General features: G+C 67.3%; 16 protein-coding genes and 1 riboswitch. Of the genes, 7 read left to right on the top strand and 9 right to left on the bottom strand.

What is annotated here, in order from left to right; genetic code table 11:
* Positions 1 to 64: 64 nt before the first annotated feature.
* From ftsH to dacB, 5 genes are all read right to left on the bottom strand, one after another.
* The gene (gene ftsH, locus IEW02_RS19110; RefSeq protein WP_188546468.1) at positions 65 to 2707 is read right to left on the bottom strand and encodes an ATP-dependent zinc metalloprotease FtsH; all 2643 of its coding nucleotides are present in this window, start codon (positions 2705 to 2707) and stop codon (positions 65 to 67) included.
* Between the two features lie 259 nt (positions 2708 to 2966).
* Positions 2967 to 3521, bottom strand: coding sequence for a hypoxanthine phosphoribosyltransferase (gene hpt / locus IEW02_RS19105; RefSeq protein WP_188546467.1), 555 nt, complete (start codon positions 3519 to 3521; stop codon positions 2967 to 2969).
* 12 nt (positions 3522 to 3533) lie between these two features.
* On the bottom strand, positions 3534 to 4562 hold the full coding sequence (tilS, locus tag IEW02_RS19100) for a tRNA lysidine(34) synthetase TilS (RefSeq protein WP_188546466.1): 1029 nt from the start codon (positions 4560 to 4562) through the stop codon (positions 3534 to 3536).
* Positions 4562 to 5644 (bottom strand): Rv3626c family coenzyme F420 biosynthesis-associated protein, encoded by a 1083-nt coding sequence (locus IEW02_RS19095; protein WP_188546465.1) that lies wholly within the window; start codon positions 5642 to 5644, stop codon positions 4562 to 4564. Before IEW02_RS19095 ends, tilS begins: the two co-directional genes overlap by 1 nt.
* A gap of 21 nt (positions 5645 to 5665) precedes the next feature.
* Positions 5666 to 7069, bottom strand: a complete 1404-nt coding sequence (gene dacB, locus IEW02_RS19090) for a D-alanyl-D-alanine carboxypeptidase/D-alanyl-D-alanine endopeptidase (protein ID WP_188546464.1) — start codon at positions 7067 to 7069, stop codon at positions 5666 to 5668.
* Between the two features lie 129 nt (positions 7070 to 7198).
* Here dacB and IEW02_RS19085 point away from each other — a divergent pair, with 129 nt between their 5' ends.
* Together IEW02_RS19085 and IEW02_RS19080 are read left to right on the top strand one after the other, a co-directional pair.
* Positions 7199 to 7687 carry an inorganic diphosphatase gene (locus IEW02_RS19085; protein ID WP_188546463.1) on the top strand — a complete coding sequence of 163 codons (489 nt, stop codon included), beginning with the start codon at positions 7199 to 7201 and terminating at the stop codon, positions 7685 to 7687.
* 96 nt (positions 7688 to 7783) lie between these two features.
* Positions 7784 to 8239: a PAS domain-containing protein gene (locus tag IEW02_RS19080; RefSeq protein WP_188546462.1), complete on the top strand. Its 456-nt coding sequence runs from the start codon at positions 7784 to 7786 to the stop codon at positions 8237 to 8239.
* Position 8240: 1 nt separating this feature from the next.
* Here IEW02_RS19080 and IEW02_RS19075 read toward each other — a convergent pair whose 3' ends face one another.
* Both IEW02_RS19075 and IEW02_RS19070 read right to left on the bottom strand, forming a co-directional pair.
* Entirely contained in the window at positions 8241 to 9296 is a 1056-nt protein-coding gene (locus IEW02_RS19075; RefSeq protein WP_188546461.1) for a GGDEF domain-containing protein, read from the bottom strand.
* Between the two features lie 45 nt (positions 9297 to 9341).
* On the bottom strand, positions 9342 to 10166 hold the full coding sequence (locus IEW02_RS19070) for a crotonase/enoyl-CoA hydratase family protein (protein ID WP_188546460.1): 825 nt from the start codon (positions 10164 to 10166) through the stop codon (positions 9342 to 9344).
* 109 nt (positions 10167 to 10275) lie between these two features.
* Here IEW02_RS19070 and IEW02_RS19065 point away from each other — a divergent pair, with 109 nt between their 5' ends.
* From IEW02_RS19065 to IEW02_RS19055, 3 genes are read left to right on the top strand one after another with little or no spacing between them, the layout of a single operon-like run.
* Positions 10276 to 10794: a 2-oxo-4-hydroxy-4-carboxy-5-ureidoimidazoline decarboxylase gene (locus IEW02_RS19065; RefSeq protein WP_188546459.1), complete on the top strand. Its 519-nt coding sequence runs from the start codon at positions 10276 to 10278 to the stop codon at positions 10792 to 10794.
* Between the two features lie 10 nt (positions 10795 to 10804).
* Positions 10805 to 11800, top strand: coding sequence for an allantoicase (alc, locus tag IEW02_RS19060; RefSeq protein WP_188546458.1), 996 nt, complete (start codon positions 10805 to 10807; stop codon positions 11798 to 11800).
* Positions 11800 to 12282, top strand: a complete 483-nt coding sequence (locus tag IEW02_RS19055; RefSeq protein WP_188546457.1) for a YbaK/EbsC family protein — start codon at positions 11800 to 11802, stop codon at positions 12280 to 12282. Before alc ends, IEW02_RS19055 begins: the two co-directional genes overlap by 1 nt.
* Here IEW02_RS19055 and IEW02_RS19050 read toward each other — a convergent pair.
* Together IEW02_RS19050 and IEW02_RS19045 are read right to left on the bottom strand one after the other, a co-directional pair.
* The gene (locus IEW02_RS19050; RefSeq protein ID WP_188546456.1) at positions 12279 to 12758 is read right to left on the bottom strand and encodes a hypothetical protein; all 480 of its coding nucleotides are present in this window, start codon (positions 12756 to 12758) and stop codon (positions 12279 to 12281) included. The two genes, IEW02_RS19055 and IEW02_RS19050, sit on opposite strands and share 4 nt — an antisense overlap.
* Positions 12759 to 12934: 176 nt before the next feature.
* The gene (locus tag IEW02_RS19045) at positions 12935 to 14293 is read right to left on the bottom strand and encodes an aminotransferase class V-fold PLP-dependent enzyme (RefSeq protein ID WP_188546455.1); all 1359 of its coding nucleotides are present in this window, start codon (positions 14291 to 14293) and stop codon (positions 12935 to 12937) included.
* Positions 14294 to 14328: 35 nt separating this feature from the next.
* A riboswitch (SAM riboswitch) is annotated at positions 14329 to 14444 on the bottom strand.
* Between the two features lie 133 nt (positions 14445 to 14577).
* Between IEW02_RS19045 and IEW02_RS19040 the strand changes: the two genes are divergently transcribed.
* Complete coding sequence (locus IEW02_RS19040) at positions 14578 to 18468, top strand: Pls/PosA family non-ribosomal peptide synthetase (RefSeq protein WP_188546454.1); 3891 nt, start codon at positions 14578 to 14580, stop codon at positions 18466 to 18468.
* Positions 18468 to 19799, top strand: a complete 1332-nt coding sequence (locus IEW02_RS19035) for a M1 family metallopeptidase (RefSeq protein WP_188546453.1) — start codon at positions 18468 to 18470, stop codon at positions 19797 to 19799. Before IEW02_RS19040 ends, IEW02_RS19035 begins: the two co-directional genes overlap by 1 nt.
* Positions 19800 to 19813 lie beyond the last annotated feature (14 nt).

Raw genomic sequence — 19813 nt, 5'->3', positions numbered from 1 at the left:
TTCGACAACTGGGTTTCGAGCCCAGATCGACTGTCCTGAAACAGGTTTCACCGACTACCCGGCGTCAGCGCCCGTCCGGACGGTCCCATCGCTGCGTTTCCCGACCGGACTCCGGCCTCCCCGCCGTGCCGTCGTCGCCTTCGTCGGCTGGTGGCTGCCACCGCGGCTGCTCGTCGCCGGGGTGGGGCTCGGGCTGAACGTAACCGGGCTGTGCGGGCGGCTGCCGGTAGTCGCCATAGTCCGGCTGCCCGTTCTGGGGCCCACCGTACTGTGGCCCACCGTTCTGGGACCCACCGTTCTGGGGCTGTCCGTACTGGGGTTGACCGTACGGCTGTCCGTACTGCGGCTGTCCGTACTGGGGCTCACCGTAGGTCGGCTGTCCGTTCGGTCCACCGCCGTACGGAGCCTGCGGGTACTGAGGCTCGCGGGTCTGGGGCTCGCGGGGCTGCGGCGGCTCGGTGAAACCGCCACGGGCGGAGTCGTCGGAATCACGCGGCGGCCAACCGGGTGCAGACCACCCAGCGGGCGCGCCGTAGTCCGGCATCGAGCCGTGCGGCCTCGGGTAGCCACCGCCGCCGTTCTGTCCGCCGTTCTGATAGCCGCCGCCGTTCGGCGGGCCGGAGTAGCCGTTTCCGTTCGAATGGGCACCCCCGCCGTTCGAATTGCCGCCGTTCGAATTGCCGCCGTTGGAGTAGCCGCCATTGCCGTTGCGATGCTCGGCGGGTGCCTGCGGAGCAGACGCGTAGCTGGGCTCCTTGACGACCGAGACCGGAGGCCACGTTTCCCCGCGTTCCAGCGCGAGTTCGCGCGGCGTCTTGACCGGCGGCTTCGTCGACGGAATGCGATCGCCGAAGTCGTTGAACGCGGTGATCCGCGGACGCTTTTCGACGCCGGTGAAGATCTTCTCGAGGTCCTTGCGGGTGAGCGTCTCGCGCTCGAGAAGCTCGGTGGCCAAGACGTCGAGAACATCGCGATAGTCGTTCAGGATGGACCACGCCTCGGTGTGAGCGGCCTCGATGAGGTTGCGCACCTCGCCGTCGATCTCCTTGGCGACCTCGTGCGAGTAATCCGCCTGCTGACCCATCGAGCGGCCGAGGAACGGGTCGCCCTGCTCCTGGCCGTAGCGCACGGCGCCGAGCTTGGAGCTCATGCCGTACTCGGTGACCATGGCGCGGGCGATCTTCGTCGCCTGATCGATATCCGACGACGCGCCGGTGGTCGGCTCGTGGAACACGAGTTCCTCTGCCGCGCGTCCACCCATGGCCATGACCAGGCGAGCGATCATTTCCGAGCGCGTCATCAGGCCCTTGTCGTCCTCGGGCACCGTCATGGCGTGTCCGCCGGTGCGCCCGCGGGCGAGGATGGTGACCTTGTAGACCGGCTCGATGTCGGGCATGGCCCACGCGGCGAGCGTGTGCCCACCCTCGTGGTACGCCGTGATCTTCTTCTCGTGCTCGCTGATGATCCGGCTCTTGCGACGGGGTCCGCCCACCACACGGTCGACGGATTCCTCGAGCGCAGCCTCGGTGACGACGGTTCCGTTCTCACGGGCCGTGAGCAGCGCAGCCTCGTTGATGACGTTCGCCAGATCGGCACCGGACATTCCGACGGTGCGCTTCGCGAGACCTTCGAGGTCTGCGTCCTGCGCGATCGGCTTGCCCTTCGAATGCACCTTGAGGATGGCGCGACGGCCGGCGAGGTCGGGCGCGCCGACCGGGATCTGCCGGTCGAAGCGGCCCGGGCGCAGAAGCGCCGGATCGAGAATGTCGGGGCGGTTGGTGGCGGCGATGAGGATGACGCCGGTGCGCTCACCGAAGCCGTCCATCTCCACGAGCAGCTGGTTGAGCGTCTGCTCGCGCTCGTCGTGCCCGCCGCCCATGCCGGCGCCGCGCTGGCGGCCGACGGCGTCGATCTCGTCGACGAAGATGATGCAGGGACTGTTCTGCTTCGCCTGCTCGAACAGGTCGCGCACACGTGACGCGCCGACACCGACGAACATCTCGACGAAGTCCGAGCCGGAGATGGTGAAGAACGGGACACCCGCCTCACCGGCGACTGCGCGAGCGAGCAGCGTCTTGCCGGTTCCGGGAGGGCCGTAGAGCAGCACGCCGCGCGGGATCTTGGCGCCGAGCGCCTGGTAGCGCGACGGGTTCTGCAGGAAGTCCTTGATCTCGTACAGCTCTTCGACGGCTTCGTCCGCGCCCGCGACGTCGGCGAACGTGGTCTTGGGCATGTCCTTGGTGAGCTGCTTGGCCTTCGACTTGCCGAAGCCCATCACGCCGCCGCGTCCCCCGCCCTGCATGCGACCCATCACGAAGACGAAGAGCCCGAGCAGGATGATCATGGGCAGCAGGAAGACCAGGATGGACGTCCACCAGCTCTCGGTGGTGACCGTCGTGTTGTAGCTCTGCGCGCCCGACGCCGCCACCTTGTCGAAGATCTGGCCGGACACCGAATCGGGGTACTTGGCGATGATCTGCGTGTCGCCGTCCGTCGAGTCACCGTTCTTCAACGTCAGTCGAACGGCTTGCTCGCGGTCGTCGATCTGCGCCTTGTCGACGTTCTGGTTGTCGAGCTGCGTGATCGCAACGGAGGTGTCGACGTTCTTCCAGTCGCGGGTGGTGTTCCCGAAGTAACTGAAGGCGAAGATGACCAACAGAACGGCGGCGACGATCGCCAGGTTGCGGAATACGGTCTTGCGATTCATACGTGCGTCGCCCTCGGTGGCAGTTCGGTGTGCGTGAGTCGGCTACGCACCGGACATATCAGGTTACCGCGAACGGTGACCGACGCGTCGGTGCGCAGGGATCCGCGGAGGAAATGCGGTTCACTAGTTGGTTCAACGCCCGACGAACCCGTTCCGGTTCCCGCCGCCGTCACCCCACATTCGGTGATCACGGCAAAATTGCTCACTTGCGCGGTGAAATCGAGCCATACGGCCGTGATCACCGCAGAAAGGGAGCAGTTCAGCCGCCGTACACCTTGGGTTCGAGTGTTCCGATGTAAGGAAGGTCTCGGTACCGCTCGTTGTAGTCGAGCCCGTATCCGACGACGAATTCGTTCGGAATGTCGAATCCCACGTTCGCCACCTCGACGTCGACCTTGATCGCGTCGGGCTTGCGCAGGAGCGTCACCACCTCGAGGGAGGCGGGCTGTCGGGTCGCGAGGTTGCGCTTGAGCCAGGACAGCGTCAAACCGGAGTCGATGATGTCCTCCACGATCAGCACGTTCCGGCCGTGAATGTCGCGGTCGAGGTCCTTGAGGATCCGCACCACACCCGACGACGACGTCGACGACCCATAGGAACTGACGGCCATGAACTCGAGCTGAGTCGGGATCGGCAGCGCTCGCGCGAAATCGGTCATGAACATGATGGCGCCCTTGAGAACGCCCACCAGCAGCAAATCGCCCTCGGGTGCGCCGACGGGGTACCGCTTGGCGACTTCCTCGGCCAGCTCCCCGATCCGCTTCTCGATCTCTTCCTCGGAGATAAGGACCGATGCGATGTCGCCCTCGTACACGGCGGGTTCCCTTCAGAGCGCGGCAGCAGACTTTCCGAGCGTCAGCCTGCCATGCCTGCGGGACACGACCAACCTGAACAAATCCCGACCGGCCTCCGGCCTACCCGCTGAATCCCGACCGGCCTCCGGCCTACCCGCCACCGCAACCTCTCCCTGCCCACGCCACCGCCCCACCAGATCGTCCACCGACTGCAACTGGCCGGCCGTCACCGCCGTCGCCCCGCCCGCGAGCAGCCACAACCGGACGACCCGTCGACGCACGGCCGAGGGGACCGCTTCGAGGGCGCCGATGTCGAGGTCGTCGAAGTCCAGGTCGCTGCCCCGACTCGCCGCCGTAAGAACGTCGGCCGCCCACCCGTCGAGCACCTCGCCGTCCTCCCGCAGCTGCGCGGCGGTCCGGGCCAGCGCCTCGGCGACGCCGCCGGCCAACACGTCTTCGAGCAGCGGCAGTACCTCGCGTCGAAGGCGCACCCGGGTGTACGCGGGATCGGAGTTGTGCGGGTCCTCCCACGGCGCAACGCCCAACTCCGCGCAGGCCGCGTGTGTCCGCTCGCGGCGCACTCCGAGCAGCGGTCGGCCCCACGGCGGGTCGTACGACGCCATCCCGCGGATCGAGCGCGGCCCCGACCCTCGTCCGAGACCGAGCACGACGGTCTCGGCCTGGTCGTCGAGCGTGTGCCCCAGCAGAACCGGCGCACCGGCGCGGGCCCGATCGAGCGCCGCGTACCGGGCGCGACGTGCCGACGCCTCGGGCCCACCGGACCCGCTCACATTCACGGTCACGACTTCGGCTGCGCGACAACCGAACTCACGCGCCGTTTGTGCAGCGGAGGCGGCAACGAGGTCCGACCCCTCTTGCAACCCGTGGTCGACGACGACGGCGAGCACCTGCGACGCTTCGGCCACCGCCGCCGCGGTCAGAGCCAGGGAGTCGGCGCCGCCGGACAGCGCGACGACCACCTCGTCCACACCGTGCTCACGCAACCACGATCGGACAGCGAGCCGGATGCCGTGCAGCGCAGGACCTTCCGGCAGAACCATCAGCCCAGGACTCGGCGAATCCACGCATCCGGGTCGTCGATCTCCGAGATGCGCGGCAGCGTGGTGGCGTCGGTCCACACGGTGTTGAACCGTTCCATGCCCACCGCCGCGACCACTGCGTCGACGAACGCCTTGCCGCGCACGTACTGCGCCATCTTGGCGTCCATCCCGAGCAGCATCTTGATCAGGCGCTGCAGCGGGTTCTGTTTGCGAGTTCGCCTGCTGTCGAAGGCTTTACGGATAGATGCCACCGTGGGCACCACGGCCGGACCGACCGCATCCATGACGTGGTCGGCGTGCCCTTCGAGCAGGGTTCCGAGCATCAGCAACCGGTCGAGGGCTTCGCGCTGCGGCTCGGCCTGGGTGGCCCGGAGCAGGCCGACGATTCCCTTGCTCGACGGATCCGCCTGCCCGCTCGATCGCTGCCGCAACGCAGTGGACAACCGTCCGATCACGTCCCCGAACGGCTCGTCCACTCCGTCACTCAGCGTGGCGACGCAGTCCTTCATGTACCCGGCGAGCCACGGCGACGACGAGAACTGCACTCGATGCGTCACTTCGTGCAGACAGACCCACAGCCGAAAGTCGCTCGGCTGCAACCGAAGCGACCGCTCCACCAAGATGATGTTGGGCGTGACGAGCAATAACGTTCCGTTCGGTCCGGTGAACGGGTCGTACTGGCCGAGAATGGCAGTGGAAAGAAACGCGAGCATGGCTCCGGCCTGCACACCTGCAGGCTTCCCCCCGAGAAAACCGCCGCCCGACTTCCTGTCGGGTTGTTCCGCAGGCTCCACTCCGGCGCCCTCGTCGGCACCGATCAGATGGCCCATCGACGCGGATGCTTCCTTGATCCAACCGGGACGGTCCAGAATCATCGCCTCCGGAACCGGCAGTCCGTCGGCCAGTCCGGTGACGTCTCGCACGGGGCCTTCGGCGCGTTTCGACGCCTCGGCGAGCTCGGCCAGCGCTGCATCGGCGGTGTACCGGGACGTCCTCGGGCCCGCGGGGGCCAGCTTGGCTCCGACGGTGGCCGCGAGCGACCAGTCGACCGCGCCGCCGAAGTTGCTCTTCGTCTCAACCACCCGAACCGCCCTTCATAGCCACTACGTGCATCCGCACGACCGCAACGCCGACGCCACGGCATCGAGCGCCGGTCGGCCGACTTCTGGCGGTCTGTCGTTGGACATGAGCGCGAAGGTGAGTACCCGTCCGCTCGCATCGACCACGTATCCCGCCAACGCACTGGCCGTCGACAAGGTTCCGGTCTTCGCACGCAACCACCCCGCGGCGGTGCGGTCCCCCGACGCGTAGCGGTCCGCCAGCGTTCCCGTGGCGCCGGCGACGGGAAGGTAGTCGAGCATGGGCCGCAGCTCGACGTTGCGCTCGGAGGACGCGTCGGAATCGGTCGCCGCTGCGGTGACCACGTCGCCGAGCACTCGGGCCGGAATGACGTTGTCGACGGACAGACCGCTCACGTCCTGCTGCGAGACCCCGTTGACGTTGAACCCGGCCGTCGTCAGCGTGGAGATCACCGCGTCGACCGCGCCGGTGAACGACGCCGGCTTGCCTTCCTCCAGCGCGATCTCGCGCCCGACCGACTCGGCGAGAAGATTGTCCGACAGCCCCATCATCTGGCCCAGTCGTTGCCGCAACGGCGCGGACTGCACACTCGCGAGCTGATCGGCTCCCTGCGGCGCCGTCCCCGAGCTCACCGCCGCTGGATCGACACCGAGTGCGGAGGCGATCGCCCGTCCGACGTCGAGCGCCGGCGTCGTGCTGCGCGGCGACTCGTCGACCAGTGGGTTCGAGCGCGCACCGTCGAGCATCAGTGGTTCCATCGGCGCCAGACTGCCGCCGGAGATGTCGGCCGGGAACCACCCCTTCGCCAGCAGATCACCGGAGTAGATGCTCGTGTCGACGACGATGCTGTTCACGGGTACCCCGGATCGGCGTACCTGCTCGGCGATGTCGTCGATGCGCGCGCCGCCCGCGTAGAACACCGGTGCGCCGACGGGTTGCGCGGTGAGCGTGGTGTCGCCGCCGGCGATGACGACGATCTGCCCGTCCTGTTGACCCTTGACAACGCGAGTTTCCACGCGGTGGTCGTCGGGCAGCGCGATCATGGCGGCGGCGGCGGTGAGCACCTTGGTGGTCGACGCGGGCGTCATGGGCGAGTTCTCGTTGCTCGACCACAGGACGTCGCCGGTCTTGGCGTCGTGCACGATGCCGGTGAATCGACCGAGGTCCGGGTTGGCCAGCGGACCCGCCAACACCGCCGACAGACCCGAGTTGGTCGGTATCGGGGCGTCGTCGGGAAGCGGCGCGACCTGCGGTGTCGCGGTGATCGCCGACGGTTCCGGCGAAATTGCGGCTTGCTCGTCCGACGTCTCGGAGCCGAACGGGAGGTTGAGGAGCAGGAGCGTCAGGGCGAAGACGACCGCAACGACGATGACAGCGAGGCCGATCACCTGAGTCCGGGACGACAGCGTTCCGCCGGATCGCTTCACTCACACTCCTTGGCTGTCGACACGGTTCGGTGAACTCTATCTGCGGGGTCCGTCCACGGGTGTATGCGCGCCGACCCGCTACTGTTTCGAGTCGAGCCACCGTCAGCCGTAGAGCAAAGGACACCTCACGTGCAGTTCGATGTGACCATCGAGATCCCCAAGGGCCAGCGCAACAAGTACGAGGTCGATCACGAGAGCGGACGCCTGCGCCTCGACCGATACCTCTACACGGCCATGGGCTACCCCGCCGACTACGGCTTCATCGAGGGCACCCTCGGCGAGGACGGGGATCCGCTGGACGCGTTCGTTCTGCTCCCCGAGTCCGTGTATCCCGGTGTTCTGGTCGAGGCCCGCGCCGTCGCGATGTTCAAGATGGTCGACGAGGCCGGCGGCGACGACAAGGTGCTGTGCGTCCCGGCCGGCGATCCGCGCTGGGATCACATCCAAGACCTGGGCGACGTGTCCGCATTCGAACTCGACGCGATCAAGCACTTTTTCGTGCACTACAAGGACCTCGAGCCCAACAAACACGTCACGGGCGCCGATTGGGTGGGCCGAAGCGAGGCCGAGGCCGAGATCACCGCGTCGATCGAAAGACTCGCGAACAGCGGGCACTGACGCTCTCCCCGGCTTCAGCCCTCGGGCGCTGCTAGCATCCGGTACAACCGTATTGGTCAGAGCAGTGTTGGTCGAAAGAATGGTTTGGAGATTTCGATGAGCGAATCCGGCGGCGGCGATCGTAGGGATCCGGCGTCTCGAGCCATTTCCGATCCGAACCAGTTTCCGGAGCTGCCGGTCACCGTGGTCCTCGACCGGATTCCGGTGCCCGTGCTCGCGGTGGATCCGGCCGGCACCGTGGTGTTCGCCAACGAGTCTTTTCGCGAACTCATGGGGATCGACCCCGACGAACCCCCGTCGGACCAGCTCATGCACCTGCACGACATCTTCCCGGCGCGCGAAGGGCTCGGTGTGAACATCGCCGAGACGTTCTTGACGACGGTCGCCACGCGCGCCGATTCGTTGTGGCGGATGTCCGACGCGAAGGGCGACATCCTTCAGGTCCGTGCCAGCAAGTCGATCCTTCGACGGGCCGAGGATCAGGTCGTGCTCGTGGTCCTCGAGGACTTCACCGACCAATTGTGGAACGACCCGAAGAGCGCGTTCCGCTGATTCAGATCGCGCCGCTGTCCGCGGTGTGAATACGGTCGCCGCCGGCCCGTTTGGCCCGATACATGGCCGAATCGGCCGTGCGCAGCGCTGACATCAGCGGCTCCGGGCGGCTGCGGTCCAGTGGCGTCACACCCACGCTGACCGTCACCGGAATCACGTCCGTCTCGCGGCTGACCGCCGCTCGTACCCGCTCTCCCAGTTCGTGCATGTCGGTCGAGTCGGCCGCGTGCACGGCGGCCGTGAACTCCTCGCCGCCGCTGCGTGCGATGGACGCGTGCTCACCCAGTGACGCGGACAGCCGAGCGGCCACGAGTCTGATCACCTCGTCACCTGCGGCGTGACCGTGACTGTCGTTGACCGCTTTGAAGCTGTCGATGTCGATCGACAGCACGGCTATTCCGTCCGCCTCCTCGCCGTTCTCGACACGTTCGACCAAGCGGTCGACGTCTCGTTCGAACCCGCGCCTGTTCAGCAGCCCCGTCAGTGGGTCGGTGTGGACCAGGTCTTCCTGGGTACGCATCACCGCCCGGACCTCGAGGTTGAAGTTCGACACGAACGCCAGGCCGCCGACGTTGACCAGCAGACCGATGGCGACACGGGAGGCCACCGACCATCCGTCGATTTGTCCGGTCTCGAGTGCGGACCACGCGATGTATGCCGTCACCGCGACGACCAGACACAGGTGCAGCCGCGTCGCGGTCCGGCCGACGAAGAACGATGCGAAATAACCGATGACGGCGAAGAGGTTGGTGGCGAAGAACGCAAGGTCGCGGCTGTCGAACAGCACGGAGTTGATCGTCACTCCGGCGTCGGCGTAGACGACGAACCACGGGCTCATCAGCGTGCGCAGTCGCCCGCGGAGGTACCACCAGATCGCAACGGGCACAGTCGAACCCGCAATGAACAGGGCGACGACGGTGCTGACCGACGATCGCGGCCCTTCGTCCGACAGGACGATGAACACCGACACGACGCCGAAGCACACCGTCATCGCCGCGATGGCGTTGCGGGTAGAGCGCTCGTTGGCGCCCAGCCGTATCTGTCTGTGCCCGGCCACGAGAGAATCCTTTGCTCGGCCCGACCGAGTCGTGCGTGTTCGAGTCTAGCGACCCCGGAACTGCGGCGGCCGCTTCTCGAAGACCGACGCGATGGCCTCCTGGAGGTCCTCGGACGGCAGGAAGGCGGCGTTCCAGGCAGCGACGTACCGAAGCGAATCGTCCACGGCCGCACTGCGACTGTGGTCCAGGACGTCCTTGACGCCCTGCACGACGAGGGGCGGGTTGGCCGCGATCTCGGCCGCCGTCCGCTGCGCCGCCGCGACGGCTCCCTCGACGTCGTCGAACACCTCGTTGACGAGGCCGATCTTCTCGGCACGCGCCGCGTCGATGTCCTTGCCCGTCAGTGCGAGTTCGCGCAGATGGCCGTCGGAGATGATGCGCGGCAACCTCGCGAACGACCCCACGTCGGCCACCATCGCGACCTTCACCTCTCGGACGCTGAACTTGGCATCCGCGCTGGCGTAGCGAATGTCGGCCGCAGAGATGAGATCGACGCCGCCACCGATGCACCACCCCTGCACGGCGGTGACGACTGGTTTGCGGCAGTCCGCGACAGCGGTGATGGCCGCCTGCAGACGCTTGACCATGGCGTGGAAGGTCGTACGAGGTTCGGCCAGCGCGCGGTCGCCCATCAGCGGGGCGAAGTCGCCTGCCATGGCCGGCAGGTCCAAGCCGTAGGAGAAGTTCTTGCCCGACCCGACCAGCACGATTGCCCGCACCTGCGGATCGGCGTCGAGTTCGCCGAACAGCAGCGGCAGTTCGCGCCAGAAGTCGGGGCCCATCGCGTTGCCCTTGCCGGGTCCGACGAGGTTGACGGTGGCGACGTGATCGGCCTGCTCGACGGTGAACGCGGTCCATGAGGTGGTCATGGTCGTACATTAACCAACCGCCGGTACGTCGTGTTACGGCGCGTTAAGGCTGTGCAAAGTTCCTGCTCGGCCCTGGCTCGGGCGTGGAAACCGACACATAGTTGGTGTCATGTTGATGCATCAAGGAATCGGTCTGGAGCGATTCAACACGATGAATCATCGCCAGGCCGTGCACGCACTGTTCGAATGTTGCCCCTCGGTCACCTGGGCGTCCACGATCGTCGACCGGCGGCCGTACGCGTCGTACGACGATCTGTTCCGCGCTGCCGACACCGAGCTCGGGGAGCTGTCCGAGGCCGACATCGACGAGGCGCTCACCGGCCATCCACCGATCTGCAGCCGCCTGAACCGGTTCCGGTCGGCGCAGGAACAGTGCGCGGTCGTGGTCAGCGAGGACGAGCAGGAGATGTTGCGGTCCGCCTGCGCGTCGTACCAAGAGCTCTTCGGGTTCCGGCTGCTGTGTGTACCGGCCGGCCGAACCGCCCCCGCCCTCACCGCCGAGATCACGGGCCGGATGCACAACGACCGCGACACCGAGCGCAAGGTGATGCGCAACGAGCTCGCCAAGATCAACCACATCAGGCTCGAGCGGATGCTCGGACCGGAAGAGGGCTACCCGCTGTATTAGCCTGCTCCTCATGACGTCGACCTTCCCGCTGCCCCTGCCCGACCTCGCCGTACGCACACTCGGTGGAGCTGTCGTCTGGGCCAACGACGAGACGTTCGCGGAAAAGGAGAATCTCGTCCGCCCCGGCAAGGCCGTCTACCAAACCGCCACGTTCGGCCACAAGGGCCAGATCTACGACGGGTGGGAGACCAGACGGCGTCGCGAGCCCGGTTACGACGAGGCCATCGTTCGGCTCGGAGCGCCCGGCGTCGTGGAGGCCGTCGTGGTCGACACCGGATGGTTCACCGGAAACTACCCGCCCGAGATTTCGGTCGAAGCTGCTGCGGTGAACGGGTTTCCGAGTACCGACGAACTGCGCGCCGACGTCGAGTGGGTCACCATCGTGCCGCGCAGCCCCGTCAAGGGTGACACGGAGAACCGCTTCAAGGTGGCGTCCGACGGGCGGTGGACACACGTCAAACTCACGATCTATCCCGACGGCGGCGTGGCGCGCCTGCGCGTCCTCGGACGCGGCCGACCCGACCCGAAGTTCTTGGACGCCGGTCCCATCGACCTCGCCTCGCTCGAGAACGGCGGTTACGTCACCGCCTGCTCCAACATGTTCTACAGCTCACCGAACAACCTTCTCTTCCCCGGGCCGCCGCGGTCGATGGGCGAGGGATGGGAAACATCGCGCCGACGCAACGACGCCAACGACTGGGTGCAGGTACGGCTCGCAGGTGAGTCCGTCATCGCGCTGGCCGAACTGGACACGTCCTGCTTCCTCGGAAACGCCCCCGGCGCAGCGTCTTTGAAGGGACGGCACGGTGAAGGCGAGTGGTTCGATCTGCTGCCGAAGACGCGCCTGCAGCCCGACACTCGACACCGTTTCGTTCTCGAGCATTCCGACCCGGTCACCGAGATTCGGATGGACATCTTTCCCGACGGCGGCATGGCTCGGCTGCGCATGTTCGGACAGTTGACCGAGAAGGCGCGCGCCGCGGTGAAAGTGTCCTGGGACGTGTGATGCCTCGCCTCCCGCACCCGGGCGCAGCACACGTCGCGGACGTCCTGATCTCCCGCGGCCATCACGGGGTGATCGTGACGCAGAGCGAGCCGACGCACACGGCCGCCGAAGCTGCTGCGGCCGTGGGCGTTCCGGTCGGTGCCATCACGAAGTCGCTGGTCTTCCTGCTCGACGACGATCCCGTGCTGCTGTTGGTCTCGGGTGCGCACAACGTCGATCTCGCGGCAACGGGAGCCCGCCTGGAGGGCACGCTGGTGCGCGCGCCGCTCGACGTCGTCAAACACGCGACCGGACAACCGATCGGGGGCATCGCGCCGGTGGGGCACCCGACGAATCTACCGACGTTCGTCGACACCGATCTCGGCCGGTACCAAGAACTCTGGGCGGCGGCCGGTCACCCGAACACGCTCTTCCGCACCACCTACAGCGAGCTTCTCCGCATCACCGCGGGTTTGGCGGTGGACATGGGGCCTGCGGGCTAGCTCGCCTTCCGAGCAGATCCGGCGAGTCCGCGCACCGCGTCGTCGTCGACGACGGCGCCCCGCGACGCCAGCCACGGCAGCACCTCGTCGACGACGCGAACCACGACGTCCCCACGATCGAGAATCGGGTGCAGGTTCACCCCGTCCGCGACATCGGCTGCCTTGATGTCCGCGATCAATCCGGCCAGGCCGGACGCGGTGCCGACGTAGAGAAGCGATCGCGGCGCAGGCACCGATACCGCACTACCCAGCTCTTTGCGAGCAGTTCGCGCGTCGACAGCGATGTGCATGTCGACGTCGAGAACCACGGAGAGCTGATCGACGTCGTGACCGGCTTCGGCGAACGCCTGGCGCAGTCGAGTGCGCTGTGCTTGCGCTTCGGACAGGTCCGAAGCCTGAATGCGTACGGTCTCGAGCTTCGGTGCGTCCACGGTCAGAGCGACCGCGTCGACCGAAACGGTGGGTGCTGATGTCATCAGATGTCCTTCTCGCGCTGAGTGGCTGTGCAGTGAACGACGCCGAACCTCAGGGATGACACGCGGTGGACGAGACGCGGCACAGATCGACGTGCCTACGGGCCCATCGAGTGCTCTCGAACATGTAGCTCATGCTAACCACCTGCTGACCCCACGCCGGGAGAGTGCGTCGTACGTCACAGTGCCTTCTGGTCGTTCCGCAGGCTCCACTCCGACACACGACCTGGTCGTTCCGCAGGCTCCACTCCGATGCAGAGGGCCCCGCCGTCGACGGACGTCCCGAGCGGCCGGGGGTCCGGCACCGGATTCCAATACCCGTCGGTGCGGGCGTAGTTCCACGTCGATACGCCGCCGACCAGCGCAGACACCGCCCCCACGAGCCGTTCGACGTCCTCGCTGGAGGTCCCGAGGCCGATGCTCGCCCGCACCGCCCCGTCGGGGACACCGAGCTTCGCGAGCAGCGGATGCGCGCAGAACCGACCGTCCCGCACCCCGATGCCGTGTTCGGCCGAGAGGTACGCCGCGACGTGCCCGGGCTCGTACCCGTCGACGGTGAAGGAGACGATGCCGACGGAGTCCTCGACGTCGTCGAAGATGCGCAGGAAGGACACACCGGGAACGGCGGCGAGTCCGTCCTTCAGAAGTTCGGTCAGGGCGGTTTCGTGTCCCGACGAGTCGAGCGTTCCCAGCGCGGTGCACGCGGCCGCCAGCGCGACCGCACCGAGGACGTTCGGCGTTCCGCCCTCGTGACGTGCCGGCGCGCACGCCCACACCGTCTCGTCGACGCGCACGTTGCTCACCGCGCCCCCGCCAGCCAGGTACGGGTCCGCGGCGTCGAGCCAATCCCGGTTTCCCACCAGCACTCCCGCCCCGAACGGCGCGTACAGCTTGTGTCCGGAGAACGCGACGTAGTCGACACCGAGGTCGGCGATGTCGATGCTGCGGTGCGGAGCCAACTGCGCCGCGTCGACGCAGATTCGCGCGCCGCATTCGTGTGCGATCCTGGCCAGACGCGCGAGCGGCAACACCTCACCGGTGACGTTCGACGCACCCGTGACCGCAAGCAGCGCAGCGGGTTTCGACCACAATTCGGCGACCAGACGTTGGCAGGTCTCGTCGATCGTGTCGGCTGCGGAGACCACGCGTCGCCCGTGCCACGGCAAGAGGGTCGCGTGGTGTTCGATGTCGAGCACCACGGTGTCGCCGGGTACGCACCGCGCCAACAGGTTCAGCGAATCGGTGGTGTTGCGGGTGAACACCACGACATCGGCGTCACGCGCATTCACGAACTCGCCCACCGCGTTGCGCGCGTTCTCGTACGCCTGAGTGGAGACCCGTGAGGCGTATCCGGCGCCGCGATGCACGGAAGCGTAGTAGGGCAACAGGTTTCGCACCGCGTCGGTGACGGCCTCGAGCGCGGGAGCGCTGGCCGCGTAGTCGAAGTTGGCGTAGCGGACCGAGCGTCCGTCGACGAGGGGAACGTCCAGGTCCGCTCCGGAGACGGTCGAACATGCAGTGAAGGAAACAGTGGTCATGGCAGAGATGTCCCTCGGCTTGGGGACCCACGAGGAGTCCGCGCTTGCCGTACCCCACCTCGGGGCACAGCCTGGTCGTCACCCGGAGCACCCCACCGCGGAGGAGGGTTGCCGACCAGCGAGCCGGGGCTTGATGCTGGTACTCGTGACCTGAACAAAACAATGACAAGGACACGCGCGGTTGTCAACCGGGGCCGGGAGCGCGCGATTCTGTTCACCCACCCGCAAACTAGACGTGGGATAACACGGAGCACACCCGACCGGACACGAAAGGCCGTCTCACCTTGTCACTGCAGAACCGCATCCCCGAGACGTTCCTCCGATCTTCGGAGGCGCCGCCCGCGCGGACGCTGATCGACGTGCTCGAGGACACCGCTCGCCGGTTCCCCGACGCCCCCGCGATCGACGACGGTGACACCACCATCTCCTACGCCGAACTTCTCGACGCCATCGACGAGGGCGCGCAGTGGCTGGGCCGCGCCGGGGTGTGCGCCGGCGACCGCGTCGGCATCCGGATGCCGTCCGGAACCTACTCGCTGTACGCGGCCATCCTGTCGATCATCGGCGCAGGCGCGGCCTACGTTCCCGTCGACGTCGACGATCCCGACGAACGCGCCGAGCTCGTCTTCTCCGAGGCCGCAGTCACCGCGATCGTCATGGAGTCCGGCGTGACGGCCACGTCTGCGGCCACCCCCGGAGCCGGCCCCGTCCGACGGCCGAACCCCGAGGACGACGCCTGGATCATCTTCACCTCCGGGTCGACCGGCACCCCGAAGGGTGTCGCGGTCAGCAACCGTAACGCGGCCGCCTTCGTCGACGCCGAAGCGCGAATGTTTCTGCAGGACAGACCGATCGGTCCCGGCGACCGCGTGCTCGCCGGGTTGTCCGTCGCATTCGACGCGTCGTGCGAAGAGATGTGGCTGGCCTGGAGGAACGGTGCGTGCCTGGTGCCCGCGCCGCGATCGCTGGTGCGCAGCGGCATGGACCTCGGTCCGTGGCTCGTGGCGCGCGACATCAGCGTCGTCTCGACGGTGCCCACCCTGGCTGCTCTCTGGCCGGCCGTCACCCTCGAGGACGTGCGTCTGCTCATCTTCGGCGGCGAGGCGTGCCCGCCGGAACTGGCCGAGCGCCTTGCTGTTCCGGGGCGAGAGGTATGGAACACGTACGGCCCCACCGAGGCCACCGTCGTCGCCTGTGCTGCGCTCATGGACGGCACGGGACCGGTACGCATCGGATTACCGTTGGACGGGTGGGATCTCGCGGTCGTCGGACCGGACGGCGAGCCCGTGGCGGTCGGTGAGGTCGGAGAACTCGTCATCGGCGGCGTCGGGCTGGCCCGCTACCTCGATCCGGCCAAGGACGCCGAGAAGTACGCCCCGATGCCGTCTCTCGGGTGGGAACGTGCCTATCGCAGTGGCGATCTCGTGCGGCTCGAAGAAGAGGGCCTGCTGTTTCAGGGCCGCGCGGACGATCAGGTCAAGGTCGGTGGTCGCCGCATCGAACTCGGCGAGGTCGACAACGCCTTGCAGGCACTGCCCGGGGTCAGCGCGGCCGCCGCGGCGGTGCGCAAGACCGGTTCCGGCACACCGATTCTCGTCGGTTATCTCGCGAGTACCGATCCCGACTTCGACCTCGCGCGTGCTCGCGAGCTCCTCGTCGAGCAGTTGCCGACGGCCCTGGTTCCCCGGCTCGCACTTCTCGACGAACTGCCGACGCGTACCTCCGGCAAAGTCGACCGAAATGCCTTGCCGTGGCCACTTCCCCGCCGCGAGTCCGACTCCGGCGGAGCATCCGACCTCGACGGCACCGCCCGGTGGGTCGCCGACCTGTGGACCGACGTGCTCGGGACCGAGATCGATTCGCTGGACGTCGATTTCTTCGCCGCCGGCGGCGGTTCCCTCTCGGCCGCTCAGCTGGTGACGAAGCTGCGTGAGAAGTTCCCGTCGGTGACCGTCGCCGAGCTCTACGATCACCCTCGGCTGGGATCGCTCGTCGAGATGTTGGACGAGCTCGCCCCGACCGTCGTGGTCGAACCGCGGGAGGTGACTCCGACGCCGCGCGCAGCGCAGTGGGCGCAGATCGTGGCGACGGTTCCGCTGACGACTCTGACCGGGCTGCAATGGATCACCTGGCTCGGCGCAGCCGCCGATGTCCTGTCCTGGATCACACCGGTCCCCTGGTTGCCGACGGTGTCCTGGTGGTGGATTCTCGTCGGGTTCCTCCTGTTCATCACGCCCATCGGCCGCATGGCGATCTCCGTCGTCGGGTCCCGGATCCTCCTTCGCGGTATCGAGCCCGGCTCGTACCCGCGCGGTGGAAGCGTGCACCTGCGGCTGTGGACGGCGGTCAGACTCACCGACGCCAGCGGCGCCTCGAATCTCTCCGGTGCGCCGTGGATGGTCTACTACGCACGCGCTCTGGGTGCGGACATCGGCAAAGGCGTTGATCTGCACACCCTTCCGCCCGTGACGGGCATGCTGTCGCTCGGTGACGGGTGTTCGATCGAACCCGAGGTGGACCTGTCGGGTCACTGGATCGACGGCGACGTCGTGCACATCGGGCGCATCACCGTCGGCGCCGGCGCAACCATCGGGGCGCGATCGACGGTCATGCCCGGCGCGCAGATCGGCAAGAACGCGGAGGTCCTCGCCGGCTCGGCCGTCGTCGGCAAGGTCAAGGCCGGTCAGCAGTGGGCCGGGTCACCGGCCGCGAAAGTCGGTAAGGCCGAACATCTCTGGCCGGCGAACACGCCGCCGCGCGCGAGCCGGTGGGTGGTCGCCTACGGCGTCACGTCGCTGCTGCTCTCGGGTCTGTCGATCTTCGCGCTCGCGTTCGGTATCGCCCTGATCGGCTGGGGTGTGCGTGACACCACCACGCTCGCAGGCGCACTCGGCCTCGGACTGGCGTGGCTGCCGCTCGCGACACTCGTGAGTCTTCTCTTGTACGCGGTGATCACCCTGGTTGCGGTGCGGTTGCTCTCCATCGGGTTGGTGCCGGGCTATCACGCGGTACGCAGCCGGATCGGGTGGCAGGTCTGGGCGACCGAACGCCTGATGGACGCCGCCCGCACGTTCCTCTTCCCCCTGTACGCGTCGCTGCTGACGCCGCGGTGGCTCCGGCTGTTGGGCGCCGACATCGGCAAGGACGTCGAAGCGTCGACGGTGCTGCTGGTGCCCAAGTTCACCACCGTCGGCGACGGGGCGTTCCTCGCCGACGACACCATGATCGCCAGCTACGAGCTCGGCGGCGGCTGGATGATGCTCGGTGAGGCCAAGGTCGGCAAACGCGCGTTCCTCGGCAACTCCGGGATGGCCGGGGCGGGGCGCCGCGTCCCGAAGAACGGACTCGTCGCGGTGCTCTCCGCGGCGCCGGCGAAGGCCAAGTCCGGGTCGTCGTGGCTGGGCAGTCCACCGGTGCGGTTGCGTCGGGCACCCAATTCTGCGGACACCGCCCGCACGTTCGACCCACCGCGCAAGCTCAAGATCGCGCGCGCCGTCGTCGAGACGTGCCGGCTCGTTCCGGTGATGGTGACGTTCGCGATCGGGTGGGGCGTGCTCGTCTCGCTGACCGCCATCGCGTCGAGCGTCGGGTATTGGCTTGCGGCTCTGCTGAGCGGACTCGTACTGCTCGCCGCCGGCGCGGTGGCCGCAGCGATTTCAGCGCTGGCGAAGTGGCTCGTCGTCGGCCGCATCGGTGCCGTCGAGCACCCGTTGTGGAGTTCGTTCGTGTGGCGCAACGAGGTGGCCGACACGTTCGTCGAGACCGTCGCCGCCCCGTGGTTCGCTCGGGCCGCCGAGGGCACCGCGGTGCTGAACGTGTGGTTGCGATGGTTGGGCGCCACCATCGGGCGCGGCGTCTGGTGTGAGACCTACTGGTTGCCGGAGGCAGATCTGATCACCCTCGGCGACGGCGCGACCGTGAACCGTGGGTGCGTTGTGCAGACGCATCTGTTCCATGATCGGATCATGAGCATGGATACCGTCACCCTGGGAGCCGGTGCGACCCTCGGGCCGCACTGCGTCGCTCTTCCCGCTGCAGGTATCGGACCCGGCGCGACCGTCGGTCCGGCGTCGTTGGTGATGCGCGGCGACCGCGTTCCGAGCTCGAGCCGGTGGCAGGGCAATCCGATCTCCCCGTGGGTCAAAGGAGACCCACTCGTGAAGTCGGAGGCGTAGTGAAGCCGTTGACTCCACGGTTCGACAGCGAGGCGATCGAACCGCCCATCGACCCCTATCTGCCGCAGAACGGCAACCGCGGCTTCAAGGTCTCGCGGTACGAACTCGAGCTCGAATACCGGGTCAGTGCCAACCGGTTGGCCGGCAAGGCCACGGTCAGCGCAGTCACGGTCTCGCCGCTGCAGAAGTTCTCGCTCGACTTCGGGCCCGCGCTCAGTGCGTCCAAGGTGACCGTGAACGGTTCGCGCGCAAGCAAATACACGCACCGTGACGGCAAGCTCACCATCTCGCTGAGCAAGCCACTCGCCACCGGCGCACCGTTCGTGGTGGTCGTTGCCTACAACGGCAACCCGCAACCGATCCGCGGCCTGTGGGGACAGGTCGGCTGGGAGGAGCTGACCGAAGGCTCCCTGGTCGCCAGTCAGCCCAACGGGGCCGCGTCCTGGTTCCCGTGCGACGATCACCCCAGTTCCAAAGCGAGCTACCGCATTTCGATCACCACCGACTCGCCGTACTTCGCGGTGGCCAACGGGACACTGGTGCGCAAGCAGACCAAGTCCTCGCGCACCACCTGGGTCTACGATCAGCCGGAACCGATGGCGTCCTACCTCGCGACCATCCAGATCGGACCGTACGAGAAGCACACCATCCAGTCGGAAACCGTCCCGATCTCCGCGGTGCTGCCGTCACGGCTGCTGCCCTCGTATGCGCACGACTTCGGGCGTCAGGCCGAGATGATGGACGTGTTCGTGCGCCTCTACGGGCCCTATCCGTTCGCCGACTACACCGTCGTGGTCACCGACGACGAGCTCGAAATCCCCATCGAGGCACAGGGAATCAGCACGTTCGGAGCGAATCACTGCGACGGCACCCGGCGCTACGAGCGGCTCGTGGCGCACGAGCTCGCGCACCAGTGGTTCGGCAACAGCCTGACCCTCGGTCGCTGGCGCGACATCTGGCTGCACGAAGGCTTCGCCTGCTACTCCGAATGGATCTGGTCCGAGAACTCCGGCGGGCCATCCGCCCACTCCCGCGCCACCCGCGCGCATGCGTTGCAGGCGGCGTTGCCCATGGACATCGTGCTCGCCGATCCCGGTCCGGAATCGATGTTCGACGACCGCGTCTACAAGCGCGGCGCCCTAGCCGTACATGCGTTGCGTCGCAAGGTCGGTGACGAGAAGTTCTTCGCCCTGATCCAGGAGTGGACCGACAAGTTCCGCTACTCGACGGTGGTGACGGCCGACTTCACCGACCTCGCATCGCGGTACGGGACGACGGCGGCGTTCTGGGATCCGTGGCTGAACGGGACGCGGTTGCCGAAAATGCCGTAGGCACCTGCGGCGCA

Origin of the sequence: Rhodococcoides trifolii, from assembly GCF_014635345.1 — a bacterium.
GTDB classification, from domain to species: domain Bacteria; phylum Actinomycetota; class Actinomycetes; order Mycobacteriales; family Mycobacteriaceae; genus Rhodococcoides; species Rhodococcoides trifolii.
This window is presented reverse-complemented; position numbering and strand designations above follow the sequence as displayed.